Annotated in this window: 16 protein-coding genes; 3 read left to right on the forward strand and 13 right to left on the reverse strand. The window is 58.4% G+C overall.

Annotation, left to right across the window (positions count from 1 at the left end; all coding sequences use genetic code 11):
• Positions 1-200: 200 nt before the first annotated feature.
• The 10 genes from E2H86_RS14530 to tssB all read right to left on the reverse strand — a co-directional run bounded on the left by E2H86_RS14530 (position 201) and on the right by tssB (position 9488).
• A complete protein-coding gene (locus E2H86_RS14530) occupies positions 201-716 on the reverse strand; it encodes an Hcp family type VI secretion system effector (RefSeq protein WP_133328950.1) in 516 nt (171 codons plus the stop codon).
• A 133-nt stretch (positions 717-849) separates the two neighbouring features.
• Positions 850-1692: a type IVB secretion system protein IcmH/DotU gene (gene icmH / locus E2H86_RS14535; protein WP_207955634.1), complete on the reverse strand. Its 843-nt coding sequence runs from the start codon at positions 1690-1692 to the stop codon at positions 850-852.
• A gap of 1 nt (position 1693) precedes the next feature.
• Positions 1694-3031 carry a type VI secretion system baseplate subunit TssK gene (gene tssK, locus E2H86_RS14540; RefSeq protein WP_133328952.1) on the reverse strand — a complete coding sequence of 446 codons (1338 nt, stop codon included), beginning with the start codon at positions 3029-3031 and terminating at the stop codon, positions 1694-1696.
• Between the two features lie 46 nt (positions 3032-3077).
• The gene (gene tssJ, locus E2H86_RS14545; protein WP_133328954.1) at positions 3078-3764 is read right to left on the reverse strand and encodes a type VI secretion system lipoprotein TssJ; all 687 of its coding nucleotides are present in this window, start codon (positions 3762-3764) and stop codon (positions 3078-3080) included.
• On the reverse strand, positions 3761-4324 hold the full coding sequence (locus tag E2H86_RS14550) for an FHA domain-containing protein (protein ID WP_133328956.1): 564 nt from the start codon (positions 4322-4324) through the stop codon (positions 3761-3763). The genes tssJ and E2H86_RS14550 overlap by 4 nt, the downstream gene beginning before the upstream one ends.
• On the reverse strand, positions 4321-5337 hold the full coding sequence (gene tssG, locus E2H86_RS14555) for a type VI secretion system baseplate subunit TssG (RefSeq protein ID WP_133328958.1): 1017 nt from the start codon (positions 5335-5337) through the stop codon (positions 4321-4323). The genes E2H86_RS14550 and tssG overlap by 4 nt, the downstream gene beginning before the upstream one ends.
• Positions 5301-7067: a type VI secretion system baseplate subunit TssF gene (gene tssF, locus E2H86_RS14560; protein WP_133328960.1), complete on the reverse strand. Its 1767-nt coding sequence runs from the start codon at positions 7065-7067 to the stop codon at positions 5301-5303. Before tssF ends, tssG begins: the two co-directional genes overlap by 37 nt.
• Before the next feature lie 2 nt (positions 7068-7069).
• Positions 7070-7480: a type VI secretion system baseplate subunit TssE gene (gene tssE / locus E2H86_RS14565; protein ID WP_133328962.1), complete on the reverse strand. Its 411-nt coding sequence runs from the start codon at positions 7478-7480 to the stop codon at positions 7070-7072.
• Entirely contained in the window at positions 7477-8967 is a 1491-nt protein-coding gene (tssC, locus tag E2H86_RS14570) for a type VI secretion system contractile sheath large subunit (RefSeq protein ID WP_133328964.1), read from the reverse strand. The genes tssE and tssC overlap by 4 nt, the downstream gene beginning before the upstream one ends.
• 17 nt (positions 8968-8984) lie before the next feature.
• On the reverse strand, positions 8985-9488 hold the full coding sequence (gene tssB / locus E2H86_RS14575; RefSeq protein ID WP_133328966.1) for a type VI secretion system contractile sheath small subunit: 504 nt from the start codon (positions 9486-9488) through the stop codon (positions 8985-8987).
• 324 nt (positions 9489-9812) lie between these two features.
• On the opposite strand from tssB, the gene vasI reads away from it, so the two are divergent.
• From vasI to tssM, 3 genes are read left to right on the forward strand one after another with little or no spacing between them, the layout of a single operon-like run.
• On the forward strand, positions 9813-10460 hold the full coding sequence (gene vasI, locus E2H86_RS14580; protein ID WP_133328969.1) for a type VI secretion system-associated protein VasI: 648 nt from the start codon (positions 9813-9815) through the stop codon (positions 10458-10460).
• Positions 10448-11896, forward strand: coding sequence for a type VI secretion system protein TssA (gene tssA / locus E2H86_RS14585; RefSeq protein ID WP_133328971.1), 1449 nt, complete (start codon positions 10448-10450; stop codon positions 11894-11896). The genes vasI and tssA overlap by 13 nt, the downstream gene beginning before the upstream one ends.
• A gap of 8 nt (positions 11897-11904) precedes the next feature.
• Positions 11905-15456: a type VI secretion system membrane subunit TssM gene (gene tssM / locus E2H86_RS14590; protein WP_133328973.1), complete on the forward strand. Its 3552-nt coding sequence runs from the start codon at positions 11905-11907 to the stop codon at positions 15454-15456.
• 18 nt (positions 15457-15474) lie between these two features.
• Here the strand turns inward: tssM and E2H86_RS14595 are convergent, their stop codons facing one another.
• The 3 genes from E2H86_RS14595 to E2H86_RS14605 form a co-directional block, all read right to left on the reverse strand.
• The gene (locus E2H86_RS14595; protein ID WP_133328975.1) at positions 15475-15924 is read right to left on the reverse strand and encodes a carboxymuconolactone decarboxylase family protein; all 450 of its coding nucleotides are present in this window, start codon (positions 15922-15924) and stop codon (positions 15475-15477) included.
• A 65-nt stretch (positions 15925-15989) separates the two neighbouring features.
• Entirely contained in the window at positions 15990-16403 is a 414-nt protein-coding gene (locus E2H86_RS14600; RefSeq protein ID WP_133328977.1) for a cupin domain-containing protein, read from the reverse strand.
• A gap of 40 nt (positions 16404-16443) precedes the next feature.
• Positions 16444-17187, reverse strand: coding sequence for an SDR family oxidoreductase (locus E2H86_RS14605; protein WP_133328979.1), 744 nt, complete (start codon positions 17185-17187; stop codon positions 16444-16446).
• Between the last annotated feature and the right edge of the window lie 240 nt (positions 17188-17427).

The raw sequence follows: 17427 nt of genomic DNA on the forward strand, positions 1-17427 counted from the left end.
TGATCAGCTCGAGAATCAATTTGAAGGGCGTGCTCACCGCCTCCGTGAGTGAGAACGACACCACTTCGAATTGCGTTGTGCCGACCAGGGGATGGAAGGTGAAACGCAGATCGGATTGGCTAGGCATGGCAATTCCTTGTACGCCGTTTGGGGGAGCGAAGACCGGACAGGGCACGCCTGTCCGGTGTATTCGAGGCAGGTCAAACGATCGGCTTGCGCCAGTCGTCAGCGCCTTCGGTACCTGCGGTCACGTGGCTCCAGGCAATCTTGCGGTATGCCATCGATACCTCGATCAATTGGGTGAAGTCCGCGTTCTCGCTCCTCTGGGCGTGGGGTAAGACGGTGCTGATCTCGACGATGGTCGCGTCTTCTAACTTGGTGGTGAAGAAGTGTTCTTGCTTGCCCTCAACGGAAGTGCGGTACCAGTTGATCTCGACGGTTGGAAGCATCTCGCCGCTCGCCAGCGCCTGGTACATCAACGGTGTGGCCTTATTCAACGAACTTGTGAAGGTGAACGGCTTGTGTACCCGCTGCCCCGAAGGCTGTCCGCTTTGTGGATCCGTGGGTACGCTTATCAGGTGCTTGATTTCTTGAACCAGAATCTCGTCCTCATGGCCTTCTACGAATACGTTGCCGACCGAATCGGAAGTGAATGCACCGGCCGTGATATTGCCTTGGGTTTGTCCTTCGATCTTGATGTAAGCGGGTGTTGGCATCGCAGTTTCTCCTGCATCCATGTGGATAAAACACGCACACCAAAAGGTGGCGTGGCCATCGAAGACGATGGGCTTGTCGGCGCGGCAAAGGCCCCGCCAATTCGTTGAAATGAGCGACTCGGCCGGCTAGCGGCTATTGCTGAAGAATGCTGTTGAGTGACTGCAGCACTTCGGTGGTGATCAGGTGTAAGCGATAGTGGTAAAGCCCGTATGCCACCGTCATGGCCATGGCGGAAATGACCAAGGGGCTCCACCACGGCCATCCCCGGCTCATGCGAAAATGACGCGGCGCGACATTGACGAGCGGATCGTGGGAACGCGCCTGGACTGGGCCGCGCACTTCACGGATGACGGCATAGACCTTTCTGATCAGACTGTTCAGTGCTTCGTCGCCTTTCGGGGCAATACCGTATTTACCCTTCAGGCCAAGGCAAAGGCACATGTAGATGAACTCGATCACGTCCAGGTAGCGCTTGGGTTCCTGCATCAACCGCGAGAGCACGGTGAAGATCTTTTCGCCGCCCGAAGTTTCATGATGGAAGATGCTCAACAGCGGTTCGTGGCTCCAGCAGGAGGGCGTCCCCCAAGGTCGGGTCATGACTGCCTCATCCAGGTACAGGCACAGCGCGTAGGAGTACGCCAGCAAGTGGGCAGGTTCATAGGCGTGCTGGCGCATCTCCTCGATGATGTGGCTGACTTCATAACGAACCTGTTTGTGCACCTCTGCGATGTGAGGCAGATCATCCAGGGTCCGTAATCGCATCACTAGGCCGAACAGTGGCATGGCGGCGTCTATCATCTGATTGGCATAGCCGCCCCGCAGGGCAAACTCAGGGTCGGCAGGATAGGCGCCTTCGAGCAGTTTGTTTGGCTGTTCCTCCACGCTGACTGTCGTCCATGCGCTGGTTTTACGTTCGGATTCTGTTGTTCTTTCAGCCTTTTTGTCGTCATCGGCTTTGTACAGATGAACTTCCATCTCATTCACTCCTGATCGCCCAGAACTGCAACTGCAAGCCGGGTATCTCGCCGGAAATCTGTATCCCGAAACCATTGCTGTCCTTCATGGAATCCCAGGATGGCCCGCGCTGTTCAAGTTCGAAGTAGCAGAAGCCAGCGTGGTAGGGCAGATCGCGCGGTGCCACGGGCAACGGCAGCAGGGTGATGCCGTCCAACAGGTACGGCACTCGTTCGCTGGTGGCCGCCAGCGATGTGACCTTGGTGCGTTGTAGAAACTGCTGTCGCAGATCTTCGGCTGGCAGGTTGGCATGTACGGCGAGAATGAACACGGCCGTGTCGATCAACCGGCGATCCTCCAAGGTACTGTTGAGTACACCGTGTTGGTGGGATATCAACGGAAGCGAAATCGCACGTGGCTGAAGCACGGTGCTAAGCGTCCGGCGCAGCGTGTCTTCCAATGGCTTGAAAGAGCTATGCAGGGCCGTGTGCCGATATGCCGGATAGTCCTCGGGCGTCCTGCTCTCATCGGTGAACGTCACCAATTCGCCGCAAGCCTGGCTCATGCAGAGATAGAGTTGTTCCGGGTGGGTCTGCCGCTGGCGCGCCAAGTGCTGGAAGTGTGGCCACCAGCGGTTCATGGCTTGCAGCAAGTTGAAGTCACGGATATCCGCGATACCGGACTGGCCCGACGAGCCGATGCGAGCCGCCAAGTTTCGGGCGCGCTCTCGCAAGGTGTGGGTGATTTCGTCGAGAAAGCGCTTGAGGCCAGGCACGGCCTGTACCGAGAGACTGGTGGGATAGAAATTCTCGTCCAGTCGCAGACCTCCATCAGGTCGGTGTTCGAGAACTTTGGCCAAAGCGAGGCGGGTATAGGCGCTACTGTCTTGCGCCTCGCCTGAGATCTGGAAGTTGAGTACTGCCAGGTCTACCTTCACCAAGTCGCCGTCTGCAGTATGGGTGTCCTTGATTTCGTAAGGTTGGGCGACATAGCGATAGTTAGCGGCGTCGTCTGGCCAACTGACCTCCCGGCCACCCTCCGTGCGCAGTGGCAGACACAGATAAATCTCGCTGGACTGTGACACTTCGCCGGTGACTTGAAGAGGTGCAGGAGGCGGGAGGTCGCCAGGAATGTCGAACACACTGCCATCGGGCATGATGCCACGTGCCCGGGTAATGGCGATCTTGCCCAGACTCAGGTATTCATCATTGAGTTGCAGCTCGGTGAAGCCGTAGAAGGCGTCATTGAGGCTGCTCAGGCGCTGGTGAAAGGCTGCCTCGCTGGCTCGGGTCACCTGCTGGAAGTGCTGCGGCTTGACGAACAAGCCTTCGGGCCACAGTACAGGGTTACGTGAACTCATGTGCGCTCCAGTTCAGAGTAGACAGGTTGGCGGGCAGAGTGGGCTGTCATCGGCTTTCCTCTTTCAGAACCAGTTGTGAGTCCTGGACCAGCACCGAGAGGACGATGTGCCGTCCTTGGGGAGCGATCTGCAGCACCTGCTGCCAGGTCGCGTCCTGCTCGGAGCCGTAATCGGCAATCACGGCTATGTAGCGACTCTCGGCATGGACCTTCGTGAAGGGCACGAACTTGAACTGGCCGGGGAAGAGCAGGTAGTCGTCGCCGCGGATATAGGTACTGCGCAACGTTTTCGCCGAGTCTTTGTCGAGCGACTGATACAGGCTATTGCGTAGCACTGAGTCGTCCCTCAACTGCAGGATTTTTACGGCGATAGGAGTGGCTATCTGCTCCGAGGCTTCAGCCTTGGCGTCCGGTAAGTCCAAGATCACGGTTGGCTCTGCGTAGCTACCGGGGGTGTCCTCCGTATCGGGCCAACTGGGCGATGACACTTCGGTGGTTTCCTCCAACACCTGATGTGATCTTCCCTGGACGGTGGCAGTGAGGCTGTTGGGGTTGCGATTGATCGTAGGGCTGACGTTGATACTGAATGCAACCTCGGTGGGCTGATCTTCAGGTGAGCCCACGGTCACTGAGGGATCCATGATGACCCGACCCAGTTTGTTCAGGGTGGTGCAGCCCACGCTGGCGAGGAACGCAGATGTCAGTGCGATCAGCAATAGCACGCGGCGAGTCATTGTTGATCTCCCACGATAAGGCCATGCAGGATGCCTGCTTGCGTGGGTTTCGAATGCTGCAGATTGTCCAGGGCCAATAACGGATCAAGTCCGATGTCGTTCTGCAGTGCCTGGCATATGTCTGGAGAAGGCGGGAGGGCTGTGTGTACGTTGTCCTCAGCCTCGGGATTTGCCGGCGGCAGGGCAGCGAGCACCCCTTGCGCTGGCAGGAGCAGACCCTGCAATGGAGGTGCGATCGCTTGTTCCTGGTAATGAACCTGGATCAGATATTCACCGATGCGCAGTCGGTCACCATCCTTCAGACACATTGGCCCAGCCTGTCCAAGGCTGCGAGAACTGCTATTGAGAAAAGTCCGACCGCAATGGTCGACAGCGCAAAAACTGTTCTCTGCCCAGCGGATCTCGCAATGGATAGGCCGTATACGCTGGCTGTCGTCGATCAGCCGCCAGTCTGCCGCCTGCGTTCCGATGGTGCCGCCGTTGCGATCGAACCGATGATGGCGAGTCATGCCGTGTTGCAGTTGCTGGAAGTTGACGATACTAAGGGTCAATGTATTCATGAGCGTCCCCGAATGCTAACGACTGGTCGATAGTTGCCCTGCTTGTCGGCGATGAAGCTGGTCCAGCCAAGATGGGCGCCCTGGCTGCGATGCAGGCAGAAGGGTGAGAGGGCGTGCTGCTTGAGTCGCAGTTCCAGGTCGTAGGCGAGGCCATCGCGCAGCAGGAAATCGATGAGCGCGCGTAGGCGTCCGAAGTTGACGCCGTGGGGTAACAGGTCGCGTAGCTGATCCTGGTCTAGTTCGCTGATCAACAGGGTGAACTTGCTGCTGCGGGTACGCGTGCGGCTGCCCACCGAGAAACTGCTTCCGAGTTGGCCGTTGGCTAGTCCCAGACTCACGATCTGCTGTGCGGCAGTGCTGACTATTCGCGTTTCGAACTCGCGGATTTGCACAGAAGTCAGGTCGAAACAGTGAGCAATGATGCCCGCCACCGTGCCGGGAGCGCGGCTGCGGCTGGCGATGACACCGGCAAAGCTCAGCAGTCGACTCCAGGGCAGCGCGGTGGCGCCCCGCAGTTGCTTGTTGTTGAGCCCGATCAAGGCGAAAACATATTGAGAGAACTGGTCGCTGGCACCGGCTTGAAAGCGGATGTAATAGCGATACTTACGCCAGATTCGGTGCAACAGGCTGAGTATGTAGTGGTTGAAGAAGTCGAAGAATGCAGGCCGTGCACCGATACCCTGGGCATGCTCGTAAGCCAGTTGGTCCAAATAGTACGTCGGCAAGGGAGAGTCAGTACCGTGGAGCCCCAAAAACGTTGTACAAACGGTGTAACGCTCATCCCCTCCAGGTACTCGCTCGGCATTCAGTACATCTGAGACCGGAAATTTCAGACTCGGGTCATTGGTCAGCGTCACACGCCGGCGCGCGGCCCGCTCCAGACAGCGAGGCTCCAGATCGTCTCCATGAAGGCCGTGCAGGCGCTCCAACAGTTGATAGAAGTTGTACTGATGCGCATCGGCCAGCAGCCGATCGACTAGATCAGCGGTTGCTTGCCGGTCAGCAGTGGCCATGTGTAATGCTCATTGTTGGCGGTGTTGGTCACTTCCAATTGATGGAAGGAGTTGATGCTGGCGTAAAGTGCGAAGAACTGGGAAAGCACGCAGCTGAATAGGTAGAGATCGCCCTCGCAGAGGAACCCGCTCTGATCGATATGCAGGTGGGTGCGCAGACCTCGGATCGGCTGACCTTTGATCAGCCAGTCCAGGGGATGGGTGCAGACTTCGCTGATGGCCTCAAGGCGCTTGCGAGTGGAGCGCGCTTGTTGGATGTCATGTAAGGCCACGAAGTCGTAGGCGCCAATAACTGCCTTGAGCGGGTCCGCCGACAACAGCGATAAGTAGTTCAGCGAGAGATTGGAGATCAGCGCCCATTGCAACTGGCCATCGAGCACGGGTCGACAAGGTCGAGTCGGGCGGCGGATATTGCGATAGCTCACCAGTGGCGGGGTGACCTCCGAGTTCACGCAGATATCGCCCACGCTCAGGGCGAGGGGCAGATCTCGATTGGTACAGGTCAGCTCGATCGAGGCGGTTTCCAGCTCACCGATGTATAGGCTCGCGTCGGCGCGGACGAAGGCTATGCGGTGGATCACCCCATCATGTATCAGTGACTCTTCCATTTGGCAGCGGTAGTACAACGCGGTACGGCCCTGCACATGTTCGATCTCATGGGCGAAGCTCTCGAACGGACGAAATACCCGTACAGGTTCACCGATGGTGCTGCCTGCCGTGGTGCGCGTGCTGATCACCCGATCGACGCTGAATATCTCGCAGGCGTGAGCGTGGGGCGCGCTTGGCTTCAACAAGGCATGTGCCTGTTCGCCGGACAGGTCAATGGGCTCGGCACCGTGCGGGAAAAGGTTGACCGCAGGGGTGCAGAACAAGCGGAAATCGTCTTTGCCGACCCGTACCGACTGAGGCAATTGTCGGCTGAAGTTGAACTCGATATGGACGTTCTGGCTGGTCTGGTCGGGCCAGAGCGTGCTCAGCCCGCTCAAGCTGAAAAAATGAAACCGCTGGGGAAACAGGAAGTACTCCTGCAGGATGCGGTAGCCATCGAATACATTCTGCGGATACGGCAGCAAAGCCTCTTCTGGGGCGAAGCCTGGAAAGCCGACACTACTGGCCGGCAGTCTTCGAACCTGCCCGTTGATGGTCACCGCAATGTGTCGCAGGTATTGCGAAAGCCATAGATACAACGTTCTGGCGCTGTGGTCGTCACCGCTCAGATGAAAGTCGAGCCTGTCGCATTCCAGGGTATTCAGCGGCCGATCGAGACGAGTTTCCAGGCCGATATTCACGACTGAGCTATCCAATGTCTGGGTGGCAGTCACCTGGTCTATCTCGAAAGGCTGTAGCGTAACCTCCGTGCAGGTCCGGAATTCGCAGGCGACGCCGTCCACCGGCGTGGAGAACAGACGGGCACCCTTGGGGATGCGGTGGGCTTGGCTGAGCGACTGGTCGAGCGGGGCAAACTGGATGATGGTTGCGCTCGGTAACGGACGCAGGTAGTTCGGCCACAACAGCTGCAGCATCGGATGGGTCAGTTCCGGTAGATCATCCTCGAGCTTGAGCCTTAGCTTGGCCGTCAGGAAGGCAAAGCCCTCCAGCAGGCGCTCGACATCAGGGTCACTGCTATCCGTGCCGAGAAAGCGGGCAAGCTGAGGATTGTCCCTGGCGAAATCGGTTCCTAGTTCGCGCAGGTAGCGAAGCTCTTCGCTGAATTGATCCTTTAACGACATGGCTAGCTGACTCGTGTGTAACGGTTGTGGCCGTTGACCAACAATTCGATTTGCAACTGCTCCGCGTGATTGTTCACGTGCACTTGGCAATCCAGGCGAAAGTGCAGCTCAAGCGGGGTATTTGCATCTGGAATAGCGGTAAGCGCCTGGAGGTGTATCCGCGGCTCGAAGCGGGCGATGGTCAGGCGAATGTCCTCACTGACCTGCTGAAGCAAATTGCCATTGCTCGAGGTGTGGCCGTTGAAATCACGCAGCCCCAGGCCAGGGCTGCTCTGTGAACAACCCTGGCGGGTGTTCAGCAGCGTTTCGAGATGGCGCTTGATCAGCTCGATCTTTTGCCCGGCCCGCTCTCGTCGTGAAGGCGCTGGGGCATGTGGCAATTGCGCTGCGAGGCGGCTGAAAAGACCGGTCATTGCGTGTCGAGCCTACCGACGAGGGATATCTCGAAATTTGCCCCCATGTACTTGAAGTGCGGGCGCACGGCGAGGGACACCTGGTACCAACCTGGATCGCCCGCTACATCGGAGACTTCTATTTTCGCCGCTCTGAGAGGGCGACGGCTGCGCACATCGGCAGATGGGTTTTCCTGATCGGCGACGTACTGCTTGAGCCACTTACCGAGCTCTGACTCCAGGTCGCGTCGCTCTTTCCAGCTTCCGATCTGTTCGCGCTGGAGCACCTTGATGTAATGGGCCAGCCGGTTGACGATGAACAGGTAGGGCAACTGGGTGCCAAGCTTGTAGTTGGTCTGTGCTTGCAAGCCCTCGGGCGTTTTCGGGAATGTCTTGGGCTTTTGCACTGAGTTGGCTGAGAAAAACGCCGCATTGTCGCTGTCCTTGCGCATCGTCAAGGCGATGAAACCTTCCTCGGCCAGTTCGAATTCCTTGCGGTCGGAGATGAGTACCTCGGTGGGAATCTTCGCTTGCAGTTGCCCCAACGACTCGAATAGATGTACTGGCAGGTCCTCCACGGCGCCTCCGGATTGCGGGCCGATGATGTTCGGACACCAGCGATAGCACGCAAAGCTGTTATTGATGCAACCTGCTAGCAGGAAAGCGGCATTGCCCCACAGGTAGTTGGCGTGTCGGCCCTCTATGTTCTCGTCGTAGTTGAAGCTCTGGATAGGTTGCTCTTCGGGATGATAGGCAGAGCGCAGCATGAAGCGAGGCGCGACCAGGGCGACATGGCGCGCGTCCTCGCTGTCGCGGAATGCGCGCCATTTCGCATGGCGAGGTCCGGCGAAGATGTCTTTGATCTCCTTCAGGTCAGGCAAACCTTCAAAACTGCTGAGGTTGAAGAATTCCGGCGCGGGTGCCGCCAGAAAAGGGGCATGCGCCATGGCGCCGACCGAGGCCATGTAGTTCAGCAACTTGATGTCGGGAGAGGAGGGGCCGAAGCTGTAGTTGCCGAGCATGGCCGCCACGGGCTCGCCACCAAACTGTCCGAAACCCGCGGTGTAGACATGTTTGTAAAGCCCACTTCGGGTAATGTCCGCGGCGTTCTCGAAATCATCGAGCAAATCGTCCTTGCTGGTATGGAGCACCTCAAGTTTTATGTTCTCGCGGAAGTCTGTCCGATCGACCAGTAGTTTGAGACTACGCCAGGCGGATTCCAGTCGTTGAAATTCAGGCTGGTGGAGAATCGCATCCATTTGCTTACTCAGCACGCGGTCGACTTCAGCGATCATTTGATCTACACGGTGTTTGTTGACCGGCTGTTCTACGTCGTTGCTCTTGAGGATTTCCGCAAGGAAAGCGGCGACGCCTTGTTTTGCAACCTGATAGCCGTCCTGCGTCGGAATCAACATGGTTTCGGCCATGATCTGGTCGAGCAATGTAGTTTGACCTAGTGTTTCGATTTCAATATCGGTGCCGGGTACCGCATGGGTTTGATTTGGCATTGGCCACGCTCCTTGACTTAACCTTCAGTGGTTGTTTCAAGCTCCAGCCCCAGCTCGTGTGCTAGTTGCTTGCGGGTTTGCGCATCGCTCAGGAGAAGTTGCATCTGTTTGCGAAAGGCGGGGACATTTCCCAGCGGGCCTTTTAGGGCGATCAGCGCCTCACGAAGCGCTAGCAGTTTGTTGAGTTCGGGTACTTGACGGGCAATCTGGTCTGGCCCGAAGTCATTGAAGGAGCCGAACTGCAGGCTGATTGCGATCTCGGCGTCCGGTATCGGGCTGAGCGCGGAGGGCACGGACATATTCAACCTGACGTCGGCTTCCTTCAGTACGTCGTTGAAACTGTGCTTGTCTATGCGCAATACCGGGCGGTCTTCGAGCGATCTTTGGTCCTGCAGTCCAAAGTCACCCAAGACCAGCATTTTATGAGGCAGTTCGACTTCCGCCTGCTCACCGCCCGTGGCAGGAATGTAGCGAATGTTGATGCGCTCTTTGGGCGCAACGGAACTCATGGTTTTGGGCATGGCGTCTAAGTCCTTGTAAGAAGTTTCCTGCTAAAGCTAGTTGCGTGGGATCTTTCTGTAAGATGGGTCCTACACTGTTGAATAGTTATAATTTCTATCGGCTTGTGCGTGCTGTTGCTTGGGAAGAACATGCATCCAAAGTTGGTTTTTAGTCGAGGTGAAAATTGTAAGTTGATATTTGTTTGTGTGCGGCAGGCTCTCTGTACTAGTCTCGTTTTTGTTTTCGCTTATTGAAGGTCAGTGTTGTCGTTTTTTCGGCTCAAGTGTAGGAAATTTCTCTTCGTAACTTGGGCCGCCGTTTCCACTGAAGAGAGTGCTGTTCCAATGATTAGTCGCTGCGCATATGGTGCTGGATTGTCGTTGCTTTTCTATCTTGGCCCGGTGTGGGCCGGCACAGTTCGAGACTGTCCCGGTATCGTGTCTAACCTCGAGCGTTTGGCCTGTTTTGATGAGGCCGCACGAACGCCCGCGCGGGTAGCGAAGCAAAGCTGGTCGGTACCCGAACAGGACGCGCCCAGCGTCTTGAACGTGCTTGCCAACGAAGTCGAGCGAACGCCGGACGACCTGACCTTTCGCATGGGCAAGGAGGCCGACGGGCAACCGCAGGCGCGGGTGATCATCACCGCCCCAGCCATCGCTTCGGTTGAGCCGCGGCCCTACCTGGCGATCAGTTGCATACAGAACATTTCCCGGCTGCAGCTGATTGCCCCGCAACCGTTCGACACCAGCCGGGTCAAGGTGCAGTTGCAGGGCGAGAGGCGTTCTACGGTCGCTACCCTCTGGCAAGTCATGGAGAACGGTCAGGTGCTCGATGCAGGCCGGGGTCTGCCGGCGATCGAGCAGATCAAGGTGCTTTTAGGTGCCCATCGTATCCGCGTGGTCAGCGACCACCCCACGATCGATGGACTGACGTTCGATGCCGAGGGACTGGACCTTCTCATTGACCAGGCGCGCAAGACATGTCGCTGGTAGCGCAGACATCGGCGGAGGAAATGGCGCGGTTGCTTTCCCCCATAGACCCGCAGGTTCCTGCCGGACTGTTCGACATGGAAGACGAAACCTATCAGGCCATCGATCAGGAGATGGTGAAGCTGGGAGGGCTTCAAGAAGCGTCGATCGATTGGTGCTATATCGAGGAGGCATCTCGCCAATACCTCGCCGAGCAGTGCAAGCACTTGCGGATCGTTTGGCACTTGAGTGTCGTCTGGCTGCGTAGCGATCGTTGGCAGCAGTGGACTTCGACCCTGGAGTTACTCGCCGGCATGGTCGAACGCTACTGGGAGACCGCCCATCCTAAGCCAGGTCCCAAGGGGCTGTTGAGCAAGCGCAAACTGGTGGGTCTTATCATCTATCGATTGCTCGACACGCTTGCCCGGCTAGACCGATCTACCTATAGCAGTACGCATGCGATCGATGCGCAGACGGCCCTGGAACGGCTGCAGCGGCGCGCTGATGCAGCGCAATTGGACGCCAAGGTCCTGAGGGAGCTTGAGCGCTTGTTGCGCGAGCATCTGAAGTCCGCTGAGAGCGATGCCGACCATGCTGCCAAAGTCGCCACGCCACGTGCAGAACCGCCGCCTCTGCTTGATGCCTTCGCTGCGCCCAAGACGAGCCTGTCTCTCGGTACCGAACGCGAGACTCGTCGAGCCGTGTTGAGCATGGCGGAGTTCATCAATCAGCAGGACCTGTACGACCCCACTGGCTATCAACTCCGACGTTTCGGCTTATGGGCTCATATCCAGACTGCGCCTGGCGCCAGGCAGGAGAACCGCACGGAGCTGATGGCAGTTCCTCTGGATATCGTCCGCGGTTATGAGGAAGCGATCGCCAGTACGTCGGTGTCCGCTAGCTTGCTGCTTCGCATCGAGAAGAGCGTGACGTCATCCCCCTATTGGATTCGAGGCAGTTTTCTTGCCGCAGCCATGGCTGCACAGCTGGCGATGGATGAAATAGCGGAGGCCATCCGCAGCACCACGGCGCGGTTCGTACAACGCCTCCCGGCTCTCCAGCAATTGTGTTTCAGCGATGGCACAGCATTCGTCGATAGCCAGTGCTTGGCGTGGCTGAGGGGCGGGCCGGCCGGTGCCGAGCGCCCAAGCGCGGGGTTGGAATTCGCAAGCCTGCGTGAGGAACTGGCGAGCCAGTTGGATGGCGGGGTAGAGCCATTGCTGTTGCGCCTGCAGAGCATGCAAGCGGAATTCCTGGCCCCTCGCGAGCGATGTCACTGCACGACCATAGCGGCCGATTTGCTGGCGGCAAGGGGCATTTCCTGGCTGGCCCAGGATCTGTGCGCCAGTGTCGCCCAGACGATGCAGCAAACCACTGCCGATGATTGGGAACCTGACGTCTTCCAAAGACTTCAGCACTACGGCGCACCTTCAGCGCTGCTCGAAAAGAACAAGCAATAGGAGCCTTCATGAATCGACTCTGGACACTGTGCAAGCGCTGGGGCGCGCCGCTCGCGATACGTATTGGGTTGGCCTTGCCCATGTTGCTCGGGTTGGGTATCTCCCTGTTGCTGATCGCCATCTGGTGGCTGGGGCCGCAATGGACGTGGGGTGGACAGCGACTGCTGGAAAGCTTGTCTAGCCGTGGGATGGTCAGCCTGTTCCTGGTGTTGCTGCCAATCTTGTCCTGGGCGTTCATGCTTCGTGTCAGGTTTCGTCGGTTGCAGGCGGAGCGACGCGAGGAAGCTGCTGTCGAGGCCGACCCTTGCCTTTCCTATGTCCAGGCTCAAGAGCAGTCGCTGAACCAAGCTCTGGAAAGCTATCTGGACCATTCCGGCGGTCGACGCACATTGTATCGTTTGCCCTGGTACCTGGTGATCGGAGAGCAGGGCGCTGGCAAGAGTAGTTTGATTGACGGCTCGAATCAGCGTTTTTCCCTGACCCGCATAGCCAAGATTCAAACCCAAGGGCTTCACGTGCAAGAACTCGAGTACCCGATCAGCTGGTGGATCAGCGACGAGGCAGTGATTCTCGACCCTCCTGGAGAACTGATTTCCCAGATCTCAATGACAAGCGAACGCTCTGATGCCCTGGAGGGAAGGCCACAGGTCAGTGTCCCGGTCGGTGCTCCTTCAAGGCTCTGGGATCATTTGCTGGAGTGGCTGGCGCGCAACCGTAGCCAAAGAGCTCTCAACGGTTTGTTGCTGGTGATCGATCTACCATCGCTGTTACGTGGCGGGCCCGAACAGCGAACAGTCCTTGCTCGAACGCTGCGTACTCGATTGCATGAGGTGAGCAGCCAACTTGGCTCGCGGCTTCCTTTGTACGTCGTGTTCAGCAAGTTCGATTTGCTGGACGGATTCGACGAACTCTATTCGCGGCTGAACGCCAATGAGCGTGAACAGCTGCTTGGATTCACCTTCAGGCTGGACGCCGTCAGCAGGTTCGATGCCTGGCTGGACGAGTTCGTCGAGCACTACGATGAATTGGTCTGTCAGGTGCAGCAACAGGTGGCGCAGGCTCTCCATAGTGTTGGCTGTCCGACGCAGCGTGTGCGTCTGGCATCATTGCATGCCCAGCTGGCTGGTCTGCGTCCTGTACTGGTGGGGTTGCTGCGGGAGATATTGGCCAGTGATCGCTTTACCACCCCTGCCTTGGTGCGGGGAGTCTATTGCTCCTCGGTCGTGCAGCACGGCGAAATCAGCAACGCGTTTGTACGTCAGGCAGCGCAGCCTTACAACACCACGCCGCCGCTGCGCGTGAGCAAATCGCAGAAGAGTCCGCAGACTTATTTCATCCAGCACCTTTTTCAGAGCGTTATCTACAAAGAGGCTGGGCTGGCGGGAGACAATGTCAGGGTGGCACGCAGCAAGCGTCAGCTGTTGTGGGTGGGATCTGGAGTAGGCGTGCTTGCGTTTGCCATCGCCATTGCCAGTTGGCATCGTTTCTTCGACATCAACGCAGCCAAGGCGGCCGGCGTGCTGGCTAAGACTCAGGCGTTCAGCATTCAGGAATTGGATCAGCGGCTGGATCCTACCGGTCGTAATCTCCTGGCGCCGCTGAATCAAATTCGGGAAGCAGTTTCGGTGTTCGGTGCATATCGTTCCGCCTGGCCGGGCGTTGCAGATCTGGGCCTCTATCAGGGGCGCGCCATCGGGCCGATGGTCGATGAAGCCTACTTGAACCTGCTATCTCGTCGTTTCCTCCCAGCAGTTGCCAGCGGCGTCGTCGAGGCAATGGATGCAGCCCCGCCTGGCAGTGATCAGCAGATGGCTGCTCTCAGGGTCTATCGGATGATCGAGGACCGTGACAACCGCCGACCGGAATTGATACAGGAATGGATGTCGCTGTATTGGCAGAAAGTGTTTCCAGGACAGGGGGCATTGCAACGCGACCTCATGGGGCACCTGCAGTACGCCCTGGCCTATGCCGAAACTGATCTGCCACAATTCACCCGCCGCGTGAGTGAGATCCAGCAGGTTTTGCGCAAGATACCCCTGCCACAACGGGTGTACGCCAGCCTCAAACAGGAAGCTCAGGATGAGCTGCCCGCTGGCCTGGATCTGCGCAATCAGATTGGGCCGGCATTCGACGTGGTTTATCAGCCCGCGACGAGCCAGGCGGCCGTCGTGCTTCCGCCTTTGGTGACGGCCCGAGGTTTCAAGGAATTCTTCGAGCCCCGCAGCCAACGCCTCACCGAGATGGCCGTGATCGACCAGTGGGCACTGGGTGAGCGTCCTCAATTGGACTACTCGAGCGCTGACCGCAAAGCACTGAGCGAGCGTATTCGCAATCTGTACACCTCGGATTACATCGATACCTGGCGGCGATCTTTGACGGCATTCGTCGTGACCGATTTTCAGGACCTGGACCATGGCGTGTCGGTTTTGCAACAGTTGACAGGCCCGGCTGCACCCTTGCTTCGTCTGCTCGAAACCGTGAGGGACAACACCGAGCTCCAGCCTTTGCCGATTGCTGAAGGTAAAGAGGAGCAACAGTATCGGCTCGATATCCGCCGTGCCTTCTCGGGATTGCACGCTTTGTTGGCGCCCAAAGGCACTCAACCCAGCTATTACGCTGAAACCCTGAATGCAGTGACGGCGGTTTACGACTACGCAAAAGCCGTGCAAGACAGCTCCGATCGTGGCAAGGCCGCTCTGCATGTGGTGCTCCAGCGCTTCTCGATGACCGGTTTCGATCCGATCGCCAACCTGCAAAGGGTCGCTTCTGGGCTCCCGGAGCCGCTCGATCAACAGGTCAGAAAACTTGCCGAGCAGACCGCTCGTGTACTCAATGTCGAGGCACTGCGGGAGCTGGAGCGGCGGTGGGATACCGAGGTCTACAGTTTTTTCCAGCAACGGTTGGCGGATCGGTATCCCTTCGTTGCCCACGCGCCTGATGCGTCCCTGGAGGATTTCGAAGCGTTCTTCGGCCCCAAGGGACGGTTGCGGCAGTTCCAGGACCGCTACCTTGAAGTCTTTCTCCAGGACAATCCAGAGGCGCTGGGCAATCAACAGGGCGGCTCGCTGATCCGCAGCGACGTCCTGGAGCAATTGGCAGCAGCCGAGCGGATCAGGGAAACCTTCTTCGACCAGCGAGGAAATCTGAGTGTGCAGTTCAGCATCGAGCCGATGGGGCTCAGTGGCAACCAGCGCACCAGCCTGCTGGATCTGGATGGCCAATTGGTTTCATACACTCACGGACCTCGCCAGATAAGCGGCATCATCTGGCCCAACACCCTGGGCCCTCAGGTGCGTAGCAGCCTCACGTTGCTCAGGCGAAACGGCAACAGCAATAACCTGGATTACCGGGGCCCCTGGTCCATGTTCCGACTCCTGAGTCGGGGCGCGCTCAACGGGCGCACCGCCACCAGCGTCGATCTGAGCTTCAAGGTAGGTGACGGGGTGATGCGCTATCGCCTGAATGCCGAAAAAGCCTTCAATCCAATCACCCAACAACCTTTCAAGGGTTTCATACTGCCAAGAGGCCTTCTGCAGGTGCGCTCGACTAAAGGTGACTGAAGGCACAAGCGCCTATCGTCATGGCTTCGCAGCAGGCTTGAGGCGGAAGCTGACACCCATACGATTGAAAGCATTCATGGCTGCGATGGCTGTGGTCAGGTCAACCAGGTCCTTCTCGTCGAACGTGGCCGATGCCGCTGCGTAGGCCTCGTCCGATACATGCGTCTCGCTGACCCGGGTGACCTCTTCCGACCACGCCAGCGCCGAGCGTTCTTGATCGGAGAACAGGTGCTTCGCCTCATGCCACACCGGCACCAGGACCAGCTTTTCAACAGACATGCCTCCTTTTAGAAGGTCCCGCGAATGCAGGTCGATGCAGTGCGCGCACCCATTGACCTGGGAGACCCTGAGAAATACCAGGTGAATCAGTTGCGCCGGTAAATTCGTCGCGGTGGTCACGAAGTGATGCAGGGCTCCAAGGGCTTTCGCTGCGCCAGGTGAAGCCTCGAACCAGTTCAGGCGTTGCATGATGTCTTTTCCTCTCGAGTGCGCGCTCTGATCGAGCCGTGATGGGCATATCGTGGCGGCGCGTCTTATCGATCGCTTGGAGTGACCAGTACCGTCTCGCTGCTATCGAGCACGAACACGGCCATCAGTTTTGCAGGCTTACTGTCGCTGGCATTGGCGCTCACACCGTGGAATGCACCGGGTGCCTCGTACCAGTTTTCACCTGCCTTGTAGGTGTGGGGCGGCTCACCATCGACACTGCTTCGCACTTCGCCTTCCAGTACCGTGGCGTATATGAATGCGGACTTGGGGTGTCGGTGCGCGGGGGAGGCGGCGCCTGGGGCGTAGTCGACAATCACCCCGCGCATGCTCTTGCCTGGCACGTTCGGCAGTGGTTGGTCGAAGACCACAGTGACCTTGCTGGCCGGATCTCCGGCGGCGAACACGGGAGTGATGGCCAGCGCAGTGAGCGCTAGGGTCATGAGAGTGCGGCTGAACATGGCGTTGCTCCTATGCGGGGTGGGGAAGTGCAGGGTTGCTTCACTGGCGTGCCAGCCAATCCTCGAAACGGGTGGTGCCAAGTCGCGCGCCGCTGTCAGGCGTCAGCGATCTGTCATCGAGCACGGCGCCGAAATAGCGTGCATGCACATCTGCCACGACCTTGCGCGGGTCGCCGCTCAGGCGACAGAAGCGACGCACCAGCTCATCGAGCGGCAGTGCTTCAGGTCCGGCTATTTCAAGGATGTCGTTGGCCGCTGGCGCGAGCGCGACATCGATCAGCGCCGCGACCACATCGTCCGATGCGATGGGCTGCACCAGCGCTGGCGACAGGCGGAGCTCATCACCCACTTGGCTGAGGTGGGCAATTGCAGAAACGAATTCGAAGAATTGCGTGGCGCGCAGAACGGTGTAGGGCGCTCCAGCGCGTCTGATCAGCGCTTCTTGCGCGACCTTGGCGCGAAAGTACCCGTTGTCCGGCAGGCGATCGCAACCGACGATCGACAACGCCACGTGATGCCGGACCCCAGCCGCCTGCTCGGCAGCCAGTAGATTGCGGGTGGCCGTTTCAAAGAACTCGAACACCGCCTGGTCCTCCCAGGACGGAGCGTTGGCGACATCCACTACCACGTCAGCACCGTCCATAGCCTGCGCCAGGCCTTCGCGGGTGATGCTGTTCACCCCGGTGCTCGGCGCCGCCGCGATGGCTTGGTGGCCGCGCGCTCGCAGGCCGTTGACGAGCTTAGCGCCAATCAGGCCCGTGCCTCCGATGACCACGACTTTCATTGTGGTTTCCTCGCGTGTTCGACCGCAACCGTTGCCGTCTTCAGGGACAAGCATGCTCCGCAGGCCAGGGTCGTGTCCTTGTCGACGGACTGGGTTTGTCTTCAGGCGAGCTTCAATTTCTGTCCAAACGGTTCGGCCAACGCCTGGGCACGTGCCAGCGACGAGCGGCTGCCGTATCATCGAACCGAACCGATCAATAAGCGCCTCGACTACACAGCTTGAGCGTACGCAGGGGGCATC

Origin of the sequence: Pseudomonas putida (genome assembly GCF_004357765.1) — a bacterium.
Lineage (GTDB): Bacteria > Pseudomonadota > Gammaproteobacteria > Pseudomonadales > Pseudomonadaceae > Aquipseudomonas > Aquipseudomonas putida_U.